Origin of the sequence: Methanosarcina sp. WWM596 (assembly GCF_000969965.1) — an archaeon.
Classification (GTDB): Archaea; Halobacteriota; Methanosarcinia; order Methanosarcinales; family Methanosarcinaceae; genus Methanosarcina.
This window is the reverse complement of sequence record NZ_CP009503.1, coordinates 1,796,426-1,814,277: the sequence shown is the minus strand read 5'-3', so window position 1 is coordinate 1,814,277 and position 17,852 is coordinate 1,796,426. Positions and strand designations below refer to the sequence as shown.

The window sequence follows — 17,852 nt, the reverse complement described above, 5'->3', positions numbered from 1 at the left end:
ACTATTAGCCTACTACTATTAGCCTATTACTGAAAACACATACATCTGACTGCGAATATATCGAGACTAATGAATATGAACCTGCTGTTTAAAAAATATTCTCATAAAATCCGTTTAAGAGCCCGGTTAAGAGATATCTGGATGGTATAAAATAAGTGTATAGTAAAGTAAGTTACTCTATAATACACTAAACAAAGCTTTAAGTACGAATTAGTATATAATAAAGTAAGTTACTCAACAGTATACTAATCAAGAGATAACCCTGAAAAGGCAGTAAAATATGTTCATAAACCGCAAGCAAGAACTTGAAATCCTGAAAAATACCCTCCAGAGCCCGCGTGCAGAGTTCTTTGTCCTTTACGGCAGGCGCAGGGTTGGGAAAACCGAGCTTATGAAGCAGATCTTAAAAGAAAGAGCTGATGCAATCTACTTTGTGGGAAGGCTTGAAGCACCTTATGATATGCTCGATAGACTTTCCTCAATCACTGCCAAAAAGCTAAGAGACGAGAGGCTTGCACGTTTTCCTTTCAGAAGCGTGGACGAAGCTTTCCACTATTTTTCGGAGAAACAGGAACTTGTACTTATCCTCGATGAATTCCCTTATATGGCCAGTACGGAAAGCTCCATATCTTCAGTTTTGCAGGACTACTGGGATCATAAAATCAAAAGCACAAAGAGCAAGATCTTTGTCTGCGGCTCTTCGATTGCAATGATGGAGAAACAGTTTTTCAACTACTCTTCTCCCCTCTACGGCAGGCGAACAAAACAACTCAACCTGCTACCCTTGAAATTCCTGAGCCTGAAGGACTTCTTTCCAGGCTCTGGCCTGAAAGACCTGATTGAAATTTACGCTGTGTTCGGCGGCACACCTGCTTACCTGCTTGAATATGAAGGTAATATTTTCGAAACCATAAAAATCAGGATTTTGCAAAAGGAAGAGTTTCTTTACAAAGACGCTGAATTCATCCTCAGGGAAGAACTCAGGGAACCCAGGTATTATTTTTCGATCATTCGCTCAATTGCCTTTGGGAACGCCACTTCCGGAAAAATCATAAACGACACAGGCCTTTCAAAAGGCGTGGTCGGCAAATACCTTCAGGTGCTTCAGGACCTGGACATCATCGAAAGGATCATCCCTGTAACCGAGAGCATAAAGTCCAGAAGTGGAATCTACAAAATAAAGGACAACTACTTCAGGTTCTACTTCAGGTTTGTTTTCCCAAACCTCGAACATGTCGAACTCGGAGAACAGGATTTTGTCCTGGACAAAATCAAAAGCGAATTTCCTCGATATCTCGGCCCCGCATTTGAAACCATCATGTTTGAAATCCTGAGGGAACACAGAAACCTGCTTCCAATGGAGTTCGAAAAAATGGGAAGCTGGTGGAAAGCCGGAGAAGAAATAGACCTTGTGGCAGTAAATGAAAAAGCAGATGAAATTCTTTTTGGGGAGGTAAAGTACACCACCAGAAAAATGGGTTTTAAGGTCTTAAACGATCTGAAAAAGAAATCTAAAAAAGTTAAATGGGGATCTGAAAACAGGAAAGAGCACTATCTACTGGTCAGTTTAAGCGGGTTTGATGAAGATTTGATTGAACTGGCTACTGCTGAAAAAATTACTTTGATTGATGGAAATCAGCTTGAAAAAGTTGTTTTTCAGTGAAAAAAGAAACATATGCCAGTTATGTGAACTACCCATAATTTAAATGACGGGCTTCCTGCTTCACGGCTCTCTGTTGAAAATTTTCATTTCCTCTAATTGAATCCTCAGCACTGAACTTCAAAAAGGATGAATTCATTAATTAGTGAGCTATTTTGAGAATAAAACGACAGGAAAAAGGTTTATTCTCGTTTTCAAAGGAATTGGAATTGATTGATACCTCTTTTTCAGAGTGCTTTTTATCAGTATTTATCAAAATCTATCAAAATCTATCAAAATTTATCAAAATCTATCAAAATCTATCAAAATCTATCAAAATCTATCAAAAAGTCATCAAACAAATCTTAAAATTTTGTTAGTATTTTCGTACCATTTCTTCCTGCCATTCAGTTTCCGGCCACCCTCCAAAGCCTCTATGCATATTTATTTCATCAAGATAATTCAGTACCTCTTTCGCCGAAAAACCAAGATCCTTTAGTACGCATCCGAGAACTGTGCCTGTCCTGCCTATGCCTCCCATGCAATGGACAACAATCCCTTCTCCTTCATCCATCTTTGCATTTATAGCAGCAGCAGCCTGCCTGATAAGCCGCTCCTCTCTTTCAGGGTCCTCCGGTCCATAACCAAAATAAAGGTCTTCTAATTCTGCAGAGAACAGCACTTTGAGAGGATAGGGGTCGTAATTAACCTCGGAACTGCTAAGACAGACTACGTTTGAAAAACCGGCTTCACCAATTTTCTCCCAGGGGGTAGACTCCCGTGGACGAGACATGCCAGCAAGAAGAACAGGCTCTTTAAGTACGACATAGAAATTCAGTGGGATTCGGACACCTTCTATTGAAGGCATCTCTCTTGGACTCAACAAAGAGGGCATCATGCTAAGAGTATGGGAAGCAGGAGATATAAATTCATCAATTGATTTGTGGGAGCTGGAAGGTTGAAGAATAAATTCTAAGGTAAAATAATTCTGCAAAATAAGAGCACAAATACAGCCTGAAGTGACCTTTTCCGGCTTAAAAATTAGATTATGTTGAAAAAAAGAAGGCTGGAAAAGAGTTTATTTTCATTTTCAAGAGGGGGGATTGAGATTTTCAAGTTTTTTTATAAGAGTTATCTCTCCAGTAGTGAAGTCAAAATTTAATTATTTCCGATCTATAACAAGAAACTTTCTTCGGCCTAGTTTTGCTGAAGCTAACACTTGAATGGATTTGTGAACGAGACTAAGTCAGCAATAATCAGCTTCTTTTTTAGTTCACATGAATTTTAACCAACGTGTAACCGAGCGGGCGGCCCATCAGCATACCCCATCCTTTGGTTGGGGTGGCCACCCGCAATTTGATTTTGGAAGCTCAACAGGTTAAAGGTCGCAAGAAGCAACGTCTTCCAGACATTATCAATAGGTCTTTTGTCTTCCTCAACAAAATATTCCATCGCCACATCTTCATGGCCCATCCGTCTCAGAACAATTCGGACCTTTTCACGGCATTCTTCCAGATCCTTAAACGTAGAAGATACAAATATACGGGCCATTTTATAAACTCCCCATCACCACAAACTATATAATTAGGTAATGCCTAACTAACTGCACTGATCAAGATATGACTGAGAAAAAAGAGCATTTGTTTATAGTCTTTGAAAACCTGGCCAAAATCAAAAGCGAGTGCTCTTGTGAGATATTCTCTGAATGCGGGTTATCGGATATCACTGTAAAACAAATTGGATATCTGAGAGTCATAGATGAACATGGGGAAGTGACATTTAGCAAGCTTGCTAAAATCACCAGAAACTCAAAGCCAACCATCACAGAGATGGTCAACAAATTCTTAAAAATGGAATGCGTGTACAAAGAAAAGTCCTCGGATGACGGAAGAATTTTTTACATTCGCCTGACTGAAAAAGGACGGAGAATAGCTCGTGCCGAAGAAAACGCTTTGTTGAAAGTCATTGAAAAAATGGCAGATTCTCTGGACGAGAAAGAAATTGACACGCTTATCAACCTTCTGGAAAAGGTATGGTAATTTTTTTGGCCGGTAAAAAAGTTAGGTAAATTCAAACTAAATAATTGAAATAACCGAAACAACTGAGAAAACAACTTTATAAAAATGAGACGATTGACAATGTATCCAGAACAAACCGATGATTACAGAGAGAGCATAGTAATGCCGCTTTTTGAGGTAGTGGTCTACCCGAAAAGCCGGGCAAAATTCCTTGCTGATAAAGTCACCGGAGAAATACTCTTAAATGACATGAAAAACGCCGAATCTGTATATGCCATCGGGCTGACAGTAAAGAGTGGTACAAAACCTTCAGACCTGTCAGAAGATAATCTGTATAAAACAGGAAACCTGCTTAAAATCACATACGTACAGCCTGCTGATGAGGGATATCTGGTTATTGCCAAGGCTGTCCAGAAGGTAGAGGCAGAATCTGTTTGCCAGAAGAACGGCCTGTTCTATGCCACATATGAGCCTGTCATGGACCTTCAGGATCTTGATGAAGATGTTCAGGCAGAAATGATAGAAAATGTAAAAACAATAATTAATGAGATAAGCAGCCGTTTTCAGGGTTCTGAGAAGTTTACCCGGCCAATAGAAAAGATGGGTTCCATTGACCAGATAATGGGACATGTCATGCCATTCATGCCGATAGATCTTGCAGAGAAACAGGCCCTTCTGGAAACTGTTTCTGTCAGGGAACGGTATCTGACGTTTCTTGATATTCTGATTAAGCACAAAGAGAATATCAATTTCCAGATGGAAATAGCAAAAAAAGTTACAGACAAGATCAGCAAATCACATAGAGAAGCGATGCTCCGGGAGCAGCTGAAGGTAATCCAGGAAGAACTCAACGAAAATGAAGATTCCATTTCAGGAGAAGGAGGATACCGGGAAAGAATCGAGAATTCGAAGATGCCTGATGAGGTCAGAAAGAAAGCGCTCTCAGAGCTAAAGAAACTCGAAACCGGAGGCAGCCATAATCCTGAAAGCCCTGTTATCCGAAACTATCTGGACCTCATGCTTGACCTTCCCTGGGTAACGGAAGAGAAAAAGAACATCGATATTGCCGAAGCCCGCCGTGTGCTTGAGAACAACCATAACGGGCTTGAAAAAGTCAAGGAACGAATAATCCAGCACCTGGCAGTAATGAAATTAAAAAAGGAGAAACAGGGCTCGATCCTGCTCTTCCTGGGACCTCCCGGCACCGGCAAAACGAGCCTTGGAAAAAGCATTGCAGATGCCCTTGGCAGGGAATACGTCCGTGTCAGCCTTGGAGGTGTCAAAGATGAATCCGAGATAAGGGGGCACCGCCGGACATATGTAGGGGCTCTGCCCGGAAGGATTATACAGGGCATGAAAAAAGCAGGTACTAAAAACCCGGTCTTTATCCTCGATGAAGTAGATAAGCTTTCAACTTCCTACGCAGGAGATCCTTCAAGTGCCCTTCTGGAAGTCCTCGACCCCGAACAGAACAGCAGCTTCTCAGACCACTACCTTGAAGTTCCATATGACCTGTCCGAGGTGCTGTTCATTGCCACTGCTAACTCCCTGGCAACAATCCCGGCGCCGCTTCTCGACAGAATGGAGCTAATAGAGATTTCGAGCTACACGAAAAACGAGAAGTTTGCAATTGCAAAAGACCACCTGCTCCCCAGTACCCTGGAAGAACACGGTCTTGATACGGATAAACTCAAAATTGAAGATGAAACCCTGAAAGTGATCATCGAAAAATACACCCGAGAAGCAGGAGTCAGGCAGCTCCAAAAACAGCTTGCAAAGACTGCAAGGTTTGTTTCTGAGAAGATTGTTTCAGGCAAGGCTGACCTGCCTTACGTGGTAAAACCGGAGATGCTAAAGGAGATCATCGGAAAAGAGATGGTCAGGCAGGAAGAAGCCAGAAAAGAAAATGTTCCCGGCGTGGTCACCGGACTTGCCTGGACCCCTGTAGGAGGAGATATCCTCTTCATCGAAGGCACTTTCATGCCAGGAAAAGGAAAACTTACACTTACCGGCCAGCTCGGGGATGTGATGAAAGAATCTGCGCAGATCTCTTTGAGCCTTGTGAGGTCCAGGCTTTCAAACACTGCAAATAGCTTTAACTTCACTTCAAGCGATATTCATATCCACGTACCTTCAGGTGCAACTCCAAAAGATGGCCCATCCGCAGGTGTGACCCTCTTTACTGCCCTCACATCCCTGATAACCGGCAAAGCAGTTGACCCAAAAATTGCCATGACAGGGGAAATCACGTTGAGTGGTGCAGTAATGCCTGTGGGCGGCATAAAGGAGAAAATCCTGGCAGCCCACAGGGCAGGCATAAAGAAAGTAATCCTGCCAAAAGAAAACGAGAGAGACCTTGAGGACGTGCCCGAAGACGTCAGAAACGAACTTAAATTCGTACCGGTAGAGACCATTGAGGAAGTCTTGAAAGAGGCACTTGACATGGATCTTCACGGGCCGATGCTGTCGTTTGCAGAAAATGGGTTTACGACTACGCAGAATGTTTAAAGATTGAAAGGTGCAGAAATAAGTACTGGATGGGGTTTCAGGCCTGCCAGAGCCATGAAATACCTCATTCCTCCATCTGTATCCCCCACCTCAACTTGAGTTAAAAAACTCCTAAAATCAAACTCAAGTCTTATCGTGGAGAGATCTGTTTGTAACAATTCACGTTTTAGAAGATTTCCAATTTAGATTTCCAATTTCCGAAAAATGAAGCAAGGAAATTGCTCAATCTAGATTTCCAATTTCCGAAAAATGAAGCAAGGAAATTGCTCAATCCTCAGCCAGCTTCACCAAATCCGTGAAGAGCTGTGAAAAAATTCAAAGCTGTCCACCACTTCAGGAGAAAGCCCCAGTCCTTTAAATATCTCCCTGAAAACCTTCCGGTATTCCTCTTCAGGTATTTCGTCCCCACTGCTTCCTGGGGGCATTAAGATTTCGAGCCTTACTTTTCCCTGGGCATCGAGTTCAACTATATACTTGTTCTCATTATCATAAGTCACTACCTTCGCCTTCGGAACGAAGTACTTTACGGAACCCAGCCGCTTCCCGTCCTTTAAAAAGACTTCTGTGGGGTATGCATTAATACCCAAACTGGATTCGTAACTGGAATCATCTCTGTTTTCTATAAGATTAGCATATACAGCCGGGAAATCAGGAGATTCGTTCACCTGTATTTTAGCATCCCAGGTCTGGTTTTGTGCAGCTTTTTTCAGAGCTTCAAGATACTTTTCCGAAGCTTTTTCATCCAGGCCGAAGAGAAGGCCAAATTTTTCAAGCATCCAGACATCCTGCGGAAATTCTGATAGCTGTAAGGGAGAATCAGGGTCGGTGTGGTTGAGGTTCGAGAGGGCTACACAGGTTTCAGTCACGGCTTTTTGTCCTTCTTCCAGTCCGTTTTTCGGTATTTCTTCGCAGATGAAGACCATAAGCTCGGAGTTCTCGTCATAGTTAAGCCTGATGTTCTCCACAAGAGCGGCACCTCCGAACCTTTCCCGGACCTCCGGGACATCCCCGGGCTCAAAACCCGAAAAATTTCCGGGCCAGGGCCAGGAACCTTCCACTTCATAGCCTGCGTTCTCAGCTTTCGTAAGTACGGAACTGTAATCAAAAGGCCCGATGTCAACTTCCTCGGAATAGTACCAGGAACTGTCAACAAAACCCATCAATAAAAAAGGGCTGAAGAAATAAAATACAAGAAGGACGGGAATGACCAATAATAGTATCATTATAGCTTTTTGCTTATTCATGAAACCCTCAACTCCAGGAAAAAAAAATCAATAAACAGGAGAAGCTGTTAGTATTCCGAATTATATTTCTAATCTTAAAAAGCTCAGAGCTGATAACTCAGAGCTTTTAATAACATCAGATTAGAGACATTAACATAGTAAATAAATAATTTGTATTTGGGGCTTATTTGAAAAATTAAATATTACCAGAGAAAAAAAATGGCGGTTATGCAGTCTCCCTATCAAAAGATGACTTCAAAGAAGGCAGCCTGCCTGCCCCCAGGAGCCTGATCCGTACAAATAAAATATTCACTGCCGACATATATATTATTTTTTACCAGAGTGGTTCATTAAAACCAGATAAGGTCAGGGAAGTTGAGAAAAAGCTTGCTGAAATATTTACAAAATAACTTCTTCCTCGGGTCACTTCTCCTTTTCCTTTATCTCTTCATTTCATATTTCATAAAACAAAATACTTTTCTTTATTTTCCAGAAGTCCTCTTTGTGCAATGGATTCAGAAAACCCTATTATATCGGGGAAAATAAGCCATTCGTGCAAGCTCCCGCTTTCTTCAAAGAATCGTAGAAACTACCTTATTACTGAGTATTTAAGACGATTCTTGAAAGAAATATTTATATAATATAAGTAGGAAATAGGATTCTGATTTCCGTTGATTAAGAATTGTATATTGGAATAAGCGTTCGACAAAAAATACTGCAACAACGGAGGCTTGAAGTTGTACTTAAAATGAAAGTCGAGTTGAGCACGCAAAAAATTAAGGCTTTGTCATCTCTGGCAAAGCAAAGAACTTGATTCATTTTTCTTGTCAGGGAGGTACATAATGTTAACTGTTGAAACAAGCGGTATCAAAGGGATAACGAGCTTTACCACATATGATGGTGGCGAACTGAATGAGTGTAAGCTTAAAGATTACAATTTGATTAGCACAAAATATGGGGATTTTGTTCCACAGTACGGAAATCCCGGAGTTAGAACAAAGCAATTAAAAGTTTTGTCTTTTCATAAAAACGGGGAAATTAAAAGCATTTCTTTAGAGCAACAAACTGAAGTAAGCACATCAATAGGAATATTTCCGGCTGAACTGGTCACTTTCTTTGAAGATGGCTCGATCAATAGTTTGTTCCCATTAAACGGGCAAATCAGCGGTTTCTGGTCGGAAGAAGAAGAAGGTGCACTGGCACAGAAATATGATTTTTCCTTTCCGTTTGGTAACTTTAGTGCAAAGATAATCGGTTTGCGATTTTATCCTGACGGAAAAGTCAGAAGCCTGATCCTGTGGCCAACCGAAAGAATCACAATTGACACCCCGGCAGGAAAAATACCAGTCCGAACAGGATTTAAGCTTTTTGAAGATGACAGCATAGAATCCGTAGAACCGGCAGTTCCGGTCCCTGTTGAAACTCCTATTGGTTTGATCAATGCATATGATGCGAATGCACTGGGTATAGATGCGGATAAAAACTCCCTGAGCTTTGGCATAAACGGCAGATTAACTTCTCTTGCTACCTTTGACATCATTATGGCCAGAAAAAGCAATGGAGAAAAGAAAGTCATTTTCCCAAAGCTAAAACCGGGTCTGATGGAAGAATATGAAAGGGTGCCGATTAAATTGCTCTTTGGCGATGATACCGTAACCATTGATGACGGTATGAAAGTAACCAACTACAGGATATCTGAATCTATGTTCAAAATAACAGGCGGCGACTATAAGGAAGCAACAACCTGCGGCGATTGTTCCAAATGTAAGGGTTGTATGTAACCCGATTATAACTTCATTTGCAACACATAATATCTGTAAATAGATTTATTGTGGAAAATTTTTGCACGGCTGCCCGTGAAAAAATCAAGCAGCACCTCCAATGCCTCTCCTCTGCAAAACAACCCATGCTCCCAGAACCAGAGCTCCGGAACCGAGAGCAATGGTTCCAAGTACAGGGATCTTATCCGCCCATTCAAGGGAAATAAACCACATGCCAACAGCCCCAAGCGTAAAATAGCTAAAGATCAGCAGCGAAGAAGCTGAACCTGCGTCCCGGTCGACCTGTTCCAGCACAAGATTGTTACTTGGAGGACGGCTCAGGCCCAGGGAAAATGTGATAAGGAACATCGGGAGCGCAAAGCTCCAGGGGCCGTGCTTTCCGGTGAGAAGAAGAAAAACTCCGCCCAGGAAAATTCCTGCAAACCCTACCGTCATCAGGTGCTTTGACCGAATACTTCTTGTCAGCCGGAGGCAGGAGAAGGAGCCGATCATCAGAGCCATGGCGTTGAAGGCAAAGAAGTAGCTATATTTCTGCTCATTCATGCCAAACCCGTTAATGTAGATGTCAGAAGAGCCTGCAATGAAACTGTACAGGGGAAAAAGGCTTGCCGACATGACCAGTACCATGACTATGTAGGAAGGGTTGAGCAGCAACCGGCTGTAGGTGTGCATTATCCGGGAAAGAGGTGTATCGGATACCTTAGGAAGAGTTTCCGGAAAGCGAAGAACCCCGATAAATCCGATTAAACCCATAACTGCCTGAATGAAGAAGATCCAGGGCCAGGAGAAATCTGCAAGGACCCAGCCGCCAAGGACCGGAGCAATCATCGGAGCAAGAGCCATTATAACCGCTATGTAAGCCAGAATCCTTTCCCGCTCGTGGCCGGAGAAAATGTCTTTAGTCATGGCCATAGAGATGGAAGAACTGGCAGCAGCCCCTGCAGCTTGCAGTATTCGCAAACCTATCAGCATGGTAGCACTGGACGCAAAGGCGCAGAGCAGGCTTGCCACTATGTATACCACAAGCCCGAAAAGGAGGGGCTTGCGGCGGCCAAACCTATCGGAAATCGGGCCGTAGAAGAGCAGGAAAAAACCATAAGTCACAAAGAAGCAGACAAGGGTCAGGTTAATCACCGACAGAGAAACGTTCCAGGTATCGGCAAGGGATGGTATGGCCGGTAAGATCATGTCCGTGGAAAGAGGGGGAAAGGCCGTAAGAAGGGCCAGAAGTGGCAAGGTTCCTTTCAGATTTCGCTTCAAATTTCCTCCGGAACTATTTACCTTATTAATTGTAGTATCTATTTTACCAGTTCTTTTTTGCTGAGAAGCCATAATAGGATCCTTTTTTCGATTTTATCATTTTTCAGGTGTTTATCAGTTTTTAAGTGATTATTGTAGCTGTTGTAAATTGGGAAGATGATTGCATGTGTAACTAATCTGGATGGTTCTCGAAGGAAGAGAGTTGTATATAACAGTTGCGAAAGTAAAGATCAGTATCAATAAATTTTAAAAACAATCTTGCTTTAAACCAAAGAAGCTTAAAGGAGTCCTTGAACCCCCCCAGACGAAAACAACTCATGAAGCCCAGGAAAGAGAACTCAGAGAGGTTTTTGGAAGAAAATGGAGCTATTCCGGTTACCCTGATAGGGTTTTCCTGGAGGGCAATGCTCAGTTTTATCCTTACAGTCCACTACCCTCAATTCGTAAAAAAACGAATTCTAATCGGAAGCAGCCCCTTCGAAGAAAAGTATGCCGCAAACATAATGAATACACGGATGAAGCCAGCGAGTTTAAGGAGCAGCGGTAAGCTCCCGGAACTCGGGAAGAATATCCTGTGCCCGGTAGTTGTAATTCACAGGGACTAGGACCCCCACCCGTTCGAAGATCCGTCCATAAGGAATAAAATGGTGGTTTTGGGAAAACAAAAAGACCAAAATGAAAAAAAATAAGAGATAAAAGCCACCAGGTAAAAACGACTCGTGATGCCTGTAAGAAACTAACATGTATTAAATGAAATAATACTCTCAGTCCGGGGGACATTCCTTCAATATTTTCCTCTCTTAATTGCGTTGTCAGTTTTTGGGTCGCTTTTTATCTGGCTGACGGCTGTTCCAAACCCCATGCGGCGCAGGAAGAAAAAAAATAGATTTCCTACCTAACTACGGAATAGATACAAAATAGTTAATGAAGAGCCACCAATATTTTCTATTCTCGTTTTTCTCCCCCTGTGATACAAATATCAGGGCAGAAAGCGTTTCTGACCGATTTCTTTATATATAGAAATGGTGTGTATAGTGGCGCCATTAACTAGTTAGTATCCGCTAATTTCTGAGAATAACTGGCCGATTTCCGGTCACATTTTTGACTATCAGGAGCCTGTGGCTGTCGGCAGATGGGATGGGGCCCCAGTCCGGAAACCCAGGAGGCTCAGAGATTTTTGATATATGCAAAGAGAAGGTACTGGAAGAGCTAAACCTGCGGCAGTTTAAAACTGTGCAGAAACACCTAAAAGCCTTTCACATTCATTGATTATGGAACAAGCTCACCTGAGCATCCGGAAGATAAAGACCTGAGATTGCCTGAGGGCATCAGGACAAAGCAAAATAAAACTACATAAAACGAAATATACTTCGGAGGAATTACTTGGCAAGAAAGAAAGTACAAAGAAAGCTTGACGGATGGAAATCCAAGGAATGGTATAATATTGAAGCCCCGGTTTACTTAAACAGGGCTATTGTCGGAAACACGATGGCAGGAGACCCTTCTCTGCTTTTAGGCCGCAATGTTGAAACTACAGTTGGGGAACTCACTAACGATATGACCAAGAACAACACAAAGGTCATTCTCAGGATCAACAACGTCGTCGGAGACATTGCAACTACCGACCTCATGGGCCATGAACTCACAACCGACTATATTCGCTCAATCGTTAAGAGGCAGACTTCCAGAATCGACGCCAATGTCGATGTTAAAACCAAAGACGGCTACATTATCCGCGTAAAGCCTACCTGCTTCACCATCAAGAGGGCACGCTCAAGCCAGATGAAAGCCATCAGGGAAATGATGGTCGAGATCGTCAAGAGGCGCGCAGCAGAATCCGATTTTGAGACTTTCATGCAGGAAGCAATCCTTGGCAGGCTCTCAGCAGCCATTTACAGGCAGGCCAAGTTCATCTACCCGCTCCGCAGAGTCGAGATCAGAAAGACCGAAGTCGAAAAAATACCCGCAGCTGCACCTGCACCTGCAGCAGCATAATTTCTTTTTGATTCAAAACTGGTTGTCCATGAACATGCGACCTGTATTATATATTTTTTCCAATATATAATATATTTAATGTGCAAAAAGCTAATTAGAAGATATTTCTGCCGCCCTGCGGCAGAGCCTTCTGTAACCGTAAAAATCCTTTTTTCTGATATTCGTACTGAAAAAGAGAGCTTTGACTGCTCTTTTTCGTCCAGGTACAATTCCACAGACAACAAACAATTTTTTATATTTCAAAATCCGATTAATCCTCCATGTCTGCCCTCTGGTCTGCATCCCACACCCTCGGAACAAAAGAGAAGGTTTTTTCCTGGCGGATAGATAGCCGGGGGAACATTTTTGTAAAAAGGAAGTTCAGGAACGACTGTTTCCCCAGGATTGATAAAATTAGCTGCAGTCACCTGGACAAACTCCAAAGCTTCATGCAGGACAGGGAATGGAAAGACCTGGCAAACGATGCAGCAAAGCTGTATCTGGGAACTGAAAAAGATGGCATAGGTAAATTCCTGTACAGACTCAGGCCAGAGGTTCCTTATGCCCAGCTCTCAAGCCAGTTAGCAGCTATTTTTTACCACTCCGAAGTATGGGAATGGAATGAGCAAAAAAGGGGCATGAAGTTTCTACTGCTCCCTGGCAACTGGCAGGAGAGGACAATGCAATATTACAGGAGTTCGCTGGCTCCGGAAAATGAAGACAATTTTAGAGATGATATTTCGGAAAGTGGCGCGAAGGTAGAAAAGGTACAGGAACAGGAAGAACTACAAGAAGCCCTACAAAAAGAAGCAGTCCAGAAAATTAAACAGACAAAACTTTCGGCTTTTTTCGGGTTTTAAGAAAAACATCAGTGAATTGTGGTTTTGGGCCTCTTTTACCCATAATATTAGTACATATTTAGATATATAATATCAATCAAATACAAACTGACCACCAATATAAGTGAAACCAAATTTAACTCTAAAGCGGGGTAGTTCACCGTAAACTCCAGAAATACCATTAACTATGTCCAGGCGAAAAAGGCAGGTTGGTTAAAGCCTATGATAAAAGCAGGCTGTTCTTTTTTTCACAATGGAAAACGCGGCACTATTGGCGCTATAATCTCGCTCAAAGGAGTGCTTTACATGATTACGGTTTCCCATATATTCCGGGAGAAAGATGACCATCTAACAGTTAATGGAATGAAACTTGTTGTTACCAGAACTTTGAAAGACCATAATTTAGCCCTGATAGAGCTTCCTCCCGGCACTAAGGTTGAAACCACCGAATTTGGCAGTCCGGAAGAGCTTGAGCTGGCTGAGCTTGTCAATGACACCCATACTATCCATTATTGCAGGGTGGTTAATTCAGGGGCTTCACTGCTTTTCCTGGGCTTTCAGTGCCATGATATGCCGGAGCCGGAGGATAGCGGCTCTCCTATCGTGCAGGGAGGAAAGGTAATAGGGATAATGTCCTCGACAACACTGGACACCTGCATGGGAATGGCGGTTTCATCTAAAATTCTCCGCAGCCTAGAAGTAGAAAGACACTAAGATACTGAATATTAATTTCACATTCGATTTTACTTCAGATTTATCTTAACTTAATTTCCTCTGCAGATAAAAAGCAATCGGAAAACCAACAATCGTAGGAATCCAGAAAGAAAAGACCCTGTATCCGAGCACGACAACAACAGCAACTGAGGCCGGCACTCCAAGTCCGGTATACAGAGCAGCCATCGTACTCTCTACAACCCCGACTCCCCCCGGAATTACAAAAGCCATTTTACCGAAGAGTAAAGGGAGTCCGTATCCTATAAGCAGAACTTCGAACCCTACCGGATGCCCGGCGGCTATAAAGAAAAAGTAGAGTGTCAGTGCATCAAGAACTATGGAAAAGGCTGCCAACAATGCCGGGAGCTGCCAACCCCCATTGTGAAGCATGTCAAGGGCTGCAAAGAGCCTGCTTATAGAGTTTTCAGTTGAAGTGGGGGTGTAAGGCTTGCGTTGAAGTCTTGAAAATGAAGCCGCTATTCTCAAAGCTACGGCTGTAAAATCAGATCTGTGGTTTTTTCCCCAGCTTACGGCCACAATGCCAAGGATCAGTACTGTAAGGATCAGGAGAAAGGCGTAAAACTGCATAGTTGAGAGTTCGTGAACTAAGATCAGGTGGACTATTCCGGCTGCTGCCAGTATTGTTAAAATTGTATTATTGAATATGGTGGGCAGTGTACCTGCAAGCCCTGAGCCTTCTGCACTCACTCCCGATTTTCGGACCCAGCGGTAAGTAGCTGCTGCATTTCCTAAAGTGCCCCCTGCCAGCATCCCCATGCTGGCAGCAGCAAGGGTTATGCAAGCTCCCTCTAAGACGGAGAGGCGCTGGTCTACGATTTTCAGAATTGAATTTATGAGGTACCCGTATCCGATGTAGCTTATAATCTCGGCAAAAGCAGCGAGCAGTACAGCCCATAGAGCCATTGTCTTGATTACCTGAAGAGATGATTCGACTGAAGCAAGCTGTGGAAGGATCAGGTGAACAGCCAGTCCCAGGAAAATAAGGGTTGGAAGGTAACGGCTCACCTTCAGGACAAAGGGTGGAGGTAAAACCAGGATTTTATGGTTTCTATCTTTATCTTCCGGCACCTGCAAATCTTCCTGCCCGTTAATCTCCATATATAATCCTCTGAACCTGGTATCCGTTTTCATCTTATTTTGTATATTCTGCCAGAACCTTTGACATTAATAGGACAAGAGCCTGTGATATATAAGATAAATTCGATGAATTAAGGATGTAATTATTTCATGCGATGAAGTAAGTATGGAACTGTTTCCTGTAAATCATCACAGCCTTTAATTATTATTAATGAGAATTCTTTTCCATGTTAGAGACTTTTTACCTTCTTTTCCCTCTTGTTTATGCTGCCCTTAACGCAGCCTCATTTGCCCTGTATGGGATGGACAAATATAAAGCAAGAAGGAAAATGTGGCGAATCTCGGAAAAAACCCTGCTGGCTATTTCCCTTTTCGGGCCGATCGGCGCATGGCTGGGAATGACGCAGTTCAGGCATAAGACCCAGAAGCCCCTATTCAGGTACTCTGTGCCGGTTTTTGTTGGAATTCACCTTCTTCTGATGCTCTGGATGGACCTGTAAATCTACAGCAACCTGTAACGCTTTTTATACCTGGATTCTGTTAAAGTCGTCTGTTAAGAGCATAAATTGATTATAAAAGGTATAAAAGTCGTAAACATCATGGAATAACCGAAACCGCATATAAAAGCTGGACATACGGTGTCACATTAATTCTTTTTTTTGTAAAATGTTTTTTATAGTATTTTCTTCATAAGATAAGAGGTATCACAGTTTTCATTCCTTGTCCTGGATGAGGGTGCACTCTGGCGATTGGCTTTGGGAACTGCAGATAAATTGGGGACTGAGAAATAAAGATAGCCGGGGAATAAAGATATCTTATACTATTTTGAGCTTATTGGGGGGTTTCAATGACAGGTAAAGACAGGATAAAAATTGCCATTGCAGGAGTTGGGAACTGTGCAAGTTCACTTATACAGGGGATTGAGTATTACAGAAAAAAAGAGAATACAGATTCAATCGGTTTGATGCATCGGGATCTCGGAGGCTACTTACCATATGACATTGACGTAGCAGCAGCTTTTGATATTGACAGGAGAAAGGTTGGAAAAGACGTATCAGAAGCAATATTTACTCTTCCAAACTGCACAACTGTTTTCTGTTCGGATATACCGAAAACAGGTATTAAGGTAAGCCTGGGAAGGGTTCTGGACGGCTGTTCCGAGCACCTTCTCAATTATCCGGAGGAATGCAGGTTTCTGCCTGTGGAAGGTGAAGGTGCGACAAAAGAAGATATCGTAAGCATCCTGCAGAATTCAGGGGCCGAGATCCTTGTAAATTACATGCCTGTAGGTTCCGAAGAAGCTGCCTGTTTTTATGCCGAATGCGCCCTTGAAGCCGGCTGTGCCTTTATCAACAATATGCCTGTTTTTATTGCGAGCAACCCTGAATGGGCAAAACGCTTTGAAGAAAAGAAGCTTCCTATAATTGGCGATGACATCAAGTCCCAGCTCGGAGCGACCATAGTTCACAGGACTCTTGCCGACCTTTTTAGAAAAAGGGGAGTAAAGCTGGAAAGAACATACCAGCTTAACACCGGTGGAAATACTGATTTTCTTAATATGCTAAACCGGGACCGGCTTGCATCCAAAAAAATCTCGAAAACCGAAGCCGTCCAGTCCGTGCTTGCCGAGAGGCTTGAAAACGGAAATATTCACGTGGGTCCGAGTGACTATGTATCCTGGCAGAAAGACAATAAAGTCTGTTTCCTGCGGATAGAAGGAAAACTCTTCGGGGATGTGCCCATGAACCTCGAACTCCGGCTTTCGGTAGAAGACTCTCCAAATTCTGCCGGGGTCGTAATTGATGCTATCAGGTGTTGCAAACTGGCACTTGATAGGGAAAAAGGCGGAATTCTTTATCAGCCGTCTGCATATTTCATGAAACATCCTCCAATGCAGTATCCGGATGATGAGGCATACCGTATGATTGAAGAATTTATTGCAGGGAATCAAAATTAACGGTTGTCCACCTTTACATGGTTGATATTTTTGAAAAAACATCATTGCATCTCCCGAATTGCGCCTCACCCGAATTGCGCTTTGGGATCGCAGGAAATCGGAGATTTTCTGGGAGTTGCGATGTAATCGCAACAGTACGCGGTCCTTTTCGCTCCACTTCGTTCCGTTCAAGAAGACTCATTTATGGATGATGGTACTGAACTTTGCTCAAGAGGAACAAAAAACCTTTCCAGATACAGGGATAAAGTAAATTGAGAGGGGAAACTGAAAACAAGAATTAAAAATCAGAGAATTTATCCAGCTGTTTATCTGGATAGTTTTCCCTCAAACCGTTTATTTAGACAGCTCTTCCTTTAGCTGTTTATTTAGACAGCTCTTCCTTTAGCTGTTTATTTAGACAGCTCTTCCTTTAGCTGTTTATTTAGACAGCTCTTCTTCTACTTCTTCAGCTCCGGCTTCAAGTTCGTCCTTTTGCTGGGTATCGAACCGGAGTAACAGCGTCTGAAACTCCCCTATGTGTGTTTTTTCTTCCTTTGCTATATCCAGGAGAATTGCTCTGATATCCTTATTTTTAGTAAGGGCTGCCATTTGCTCGTAAAGATTTACGGCATCAAGCTCAGCAATAATTCCGGCCCTGAGGATTTCCTTATCGATATCGTCTTCAGATACATTCGCAAGATCTATAGGAATTTTTGATAACAATTTATTCACCCCTGCTTACTGTGTATGGAAGTATAATGATAAGTATTTTTACCAACATCTAATTTTATAAGAGTTATGCAGTTGGCTCTTAGCATGTCGTTTTTAACAATCTCACTCCTACATTAATTAATTTAATGTG

Annotated in this window: 17 protein-coding genes; 10 read left to right on the top strand and 7 right to left on the bottom strand. The window is 42.6% G+C overall.

From position 1 onward, the window contains the following. Positions 1–280 precede the first annotated feature (280 nt). Positions 281–1,663, top strand: coding sequence for an ATP-binding protein (locus tag MSWHS_RS08010; protein WP_048128112.1), 1,383 nt, complete (start codon positions 281–283; stop codon positions 1,661–1,663). A gap of 352 nt (positions 1,664–2,015) precedes the next feature. On the opposite strand, the gene MSWHS_RS08005 is transcribed toward MSWHS_RS08010, so the two are convergent. Together MSWHS_RS08005 and MSWHS_RS08000 are read right to left on the bottom strand one after the other, a co-directional pair. Further along, positions 2,016–2,507, bottom strand: a complete 492-nt coding sequence (locus MSWHS_RS08005) for a hypothetical protein (protein ID WP_231585646.1) — start codon at positions 2,505–2,507, stop codon at positions 2,016–2,018. A 416-nt stretch (positions 2,508–2,923) separates the two neighbouring features. Then, the gene (locus MSWHS_RS08000) at positions 2,924–3,190 is read right to left on the bottom strand and encodes a DUF4062 domain-containing protein (protein WP_048128114.1); all 267 of its coding nucleotides are present in this window, start codon (positions 3,188–3,190) and stop codon (positions 2,924–2,926) included. A gap of 68 nt (positions 3,191–3,258) precedes the next feature. On the opposite strand from MSWHS_RS08000, the gene MSWHS_RS07995 reads away from it, so the two are divergent. Together MSWHS_RS07995 and lon are read left to right on the top strand one after the other, a co-directional pair. Beyond that, on the top strand, positions 3,259–3,678 hold the full coding sequence (locus MSWHS_RS07995; RefSeq protein WP_048128115.1) for a MarR family winged helix-turn-helix transcriptional regulator: 420 nt from the start codon (positions 3,259–3,261) through the stop codon (positions 3,676–3,678). A gap of 84 nt (positions 3,679–3,762) precedes the next feature. After that, a complete protein-coding gene (gene lon / locus MSWHS_RS07990; protein ID WP_369798968.1) occupies positions 3,763–6,165 on the top strand; it encodes an endopeptidase La in 2,403 nt (800 codons plus the stop codon). Here the strand turns inward: lon and MSWHS_RS20900 are convergent. Beyond that, positions 6,162–6,323, bottom strand: coding sequence for a hypothetical protein (locus tag MSWHS_RS20900; RefSeq protein ID WP_197074044.1), 162 nt, complete (start codon positions 6,321–6,323; stop codon positions 6,162–6,164). The genes lon and MSWHS_RS20900 overlap by 4 nt on opposite strands. Positions 6,324–6,449: 126 nt before the next feature. Beyond that, positions 6,450–7,409 (bottom strand): hypothetical protein, encoded by a 960-nt coding sequence (locus MSWHS_RS07985; protein WP_048128119.1) that lies wholly within the window; start codon positions 7,407–7,409, stop codon positions 6,450–6,452. Between the two features lie 821 nt (positions 7,410–8,230). Between MSWHS_RS07985 and MSWHS_RS07980 the strand changes: the two genes are divergently transcribed. Further along, positions 8,231–9,169: a hypothetical protein gene (locus MSWHS_RS07980; RefSeq protein ID WP_048158910.1), complete on the top strand. Its 939-nt coding sequence runs from the start codon at positions 8,231–8,233 to the stop codon at positions 9,167–9,169. An 84-nt stretch (positions 9,170–9,253) separates the two neighbouring features. Here MSWHS_RS07980 and MSWHS_RS07975 read toward each other — a convergent pair whose 3' ends face one another. Next, a complete protein-coding gene (locus MSWHS_RS07975; protein ID WP_231585645.1) occupies positions 9,254–10,429 on the bottom strand; it encodes a multidrug effflux MFS transporter in 1,176 nt (391 codons plus the stop codon). 350 nt (positions 10,430–10,779) lie between these two features. Between MSWHS_RS07975 and MSWHS_RS07970 the strand changes: the two genes are divergently transcribed. The 4 genes from MSWHS_RS07970 to MSWHS_RS07955 all read left to right on the top strand — a co-directional run bounded on the left by MSWHS_RS07970 (position 10,780) and on the right by MSWHS_RS07955 (position 13,956). Further along, positions 10,780–11,034, top strand: coding sequence for an alpha/beta fold hydrolase (locus tag MSWHS_RS07970; RefSeq protein WP_156151196.1), 255 nt, complete (start codon positions 10,780–10,782; stop codon positions 11,032–11,034). Positions 11,035–11,812: 778 nt separating this feature from the next. Further along, positions 11,813–12,424, top strand: a complete 612-nt coding sequence (locus tag MSWHS_RS07965; protein ID WP_048128128.1) for a 30S ribosomal protein S3ae — start codon at positions 11,813–11,815, stop codon at positions 12,422–12,424. A 260-nt stretch (positions 12,425–12,684) separates the two neighbouring features. After that, entirely contained in the window at positions 12,685–13,263 is a 579-nt protein-coding gene (locus MSWHS_RS07960; RefSeq protein ID WP_048128129.1) for a hypothetical protein, read from the top strand. A gap of 201 nt (positions 13,264–13,464) precedes the next feature. Continuing rightward, positions 13,465–13,956, top strand: coding sequence for a hypothetical protein (locus MSWHS_RS07955; protein ID WP_048128131.1), 492 nt, complete (start codon positions 13,465–13,467; stop codon positions 13,954–13,956). A 45-nt stretch (positions 13,957–14,001) separates the two neighbouring features. On the opposite strand, the gene MSWHS_RS07950 is transcribed toward MSWHS_RS07955, so the two are convergent. Then, on the bottom strand, positions 14,002–15,075 hold the full coding sequence (locus MSWHS_RS07950; RefSeq protein ID WP_048128133.1) for a YbhN family protein: 1,074 nt from the start codon (positions 15,073–15,075) through the stop codon (positions 14,002–14,004). Positions 15,076–15,281: 206 nt separating this feature from the next. On the opposite strand from MSWHS_RS07950, the gene MSWHS_RS07945 reads away from it, so the two are divergent. After that, on the top strand, positions 15,282–15,554 hold the full coding sequence (locus MSWHS_RS07945) for a DUF1294 domain-containing protein (protein WP_048128135.1): 273 nt from the start codon (positions 15,282–15,284) through the stop codon (positions 15,552–15,554). Positions 15,555–15,901: 347 nt separating this feature from the next. Then, a complete protein-coding gene (locus MSWHS_RS07940) occupies positions 15,902–17,011 on the top strand; it encodes an inositol-3-phosphate synthase (RefSeq protein WP_048128137.1) in 1,110 nt (369 codons plus the stop codon). A 417-nt stretch (positions 17,012–17,428) separates the two neighbouring features. Here the strand turns inward: MSWHS_RS07940 and MSWHS_RS07935 are convergent, their stop codons facing one another. Next, on the bottom strand, positions 17,429–17,713 hold the full coding sequence (locus MSWHS_RS07935; RefSeq protein ID WP_048128139.1) for a ferritin family protein: 285 nt from the start codon (positions 17,711–17,713) through the stop codon (positions 17,429–17,431). Positions 17,714–17,852 lie beyond the last annotated feature (139 nt).

Bases quoted from the DNA above. Each gene is read 5' to 3' on its own strand.
- MSWHS_RS08005 (WP_231585646.1), bottom strand. From the start codon at position 2,507: ATGCCTTCAATAGAAGGTGTCCGAATCCCACTGAATTTCTATGTCGTA.
- MSWHS_RS08010 (WP_048128112.1), top strand. From the start codon at position 281: ATGTTCATAAACCGCAAGCAAGAACTTGAAATCCTGAAAAATACCCTC.
- MSWHS_RS07960 (WP_048128129.1), top strand. From the start codon at position 12,685: ATGTCTGCCCTCTGGTCTGCATCCCACACCCTCGGAACAAAAGAGAAG.
- MSWHS_RS07980 (WP_048158910.1), top strand. From the start codon at position 8,231: ATGTTAACTGTTGAAACAAGCGGTATCAAAGGGATAACGAGCTTTACC.
- MSWHS_RS07945 (WP_048128135.1), top strand. From the start codon at position 15,282: ATGTTAGAGACTTTTTACCTTCTTTTCCCTCTTGTTTATGCTGCCCTT.
- MSWHS_RS07985 (WP_048128119.1), bottom strand. From the start codon at position 7,409: ATGAATAAGCAAAAAGCTATAATGATACTATTATTGGTCATTCCCGTC.
- lon (WP_369798968.1), top strand. From the start codon at position 3,763: ATGAGACGATTGACAATGTATCCAGAACAAACCGATGATTACAGAGAG.
- MSWHS_RS07955 (WP_048128131.1), top strand. From the start codon at position 13,465: ATGATAAAAGCAGGCTGTTCTTTTTTTCACAATGGAAAACGCGGCACT.
- MSWHS_RS07950 (WP_048128133.1), bottom strand. From the start codon at position 15,075: ATGGAGATTAACGGGCAGGAAGATTTGCAGGTGCCGGAAGATAAAGAT.
- MSWHS_RS08000 (WP_048128114.1), bottom strand. From the start codon at position 3,190: ATGGCCCGTATATTTGTATCTTCTACGTTTAAGGATCTGGAAGAATGC.
- MSWHS_RS07995 (WP_048128115.1), top strand. From the start codon at position 3,259: ATGACTGAGAAAAAAGAGCATTTGTTTATAGTCTTTGAAAACCTGGCC.
- MSWHS_RS07940 (WP_048128137.1), top strand. From the start codon at position 15,902: ATGACAGGTAAAGACAGGATAAAAATTGCCATTGCAGGAGTTGGGAAC.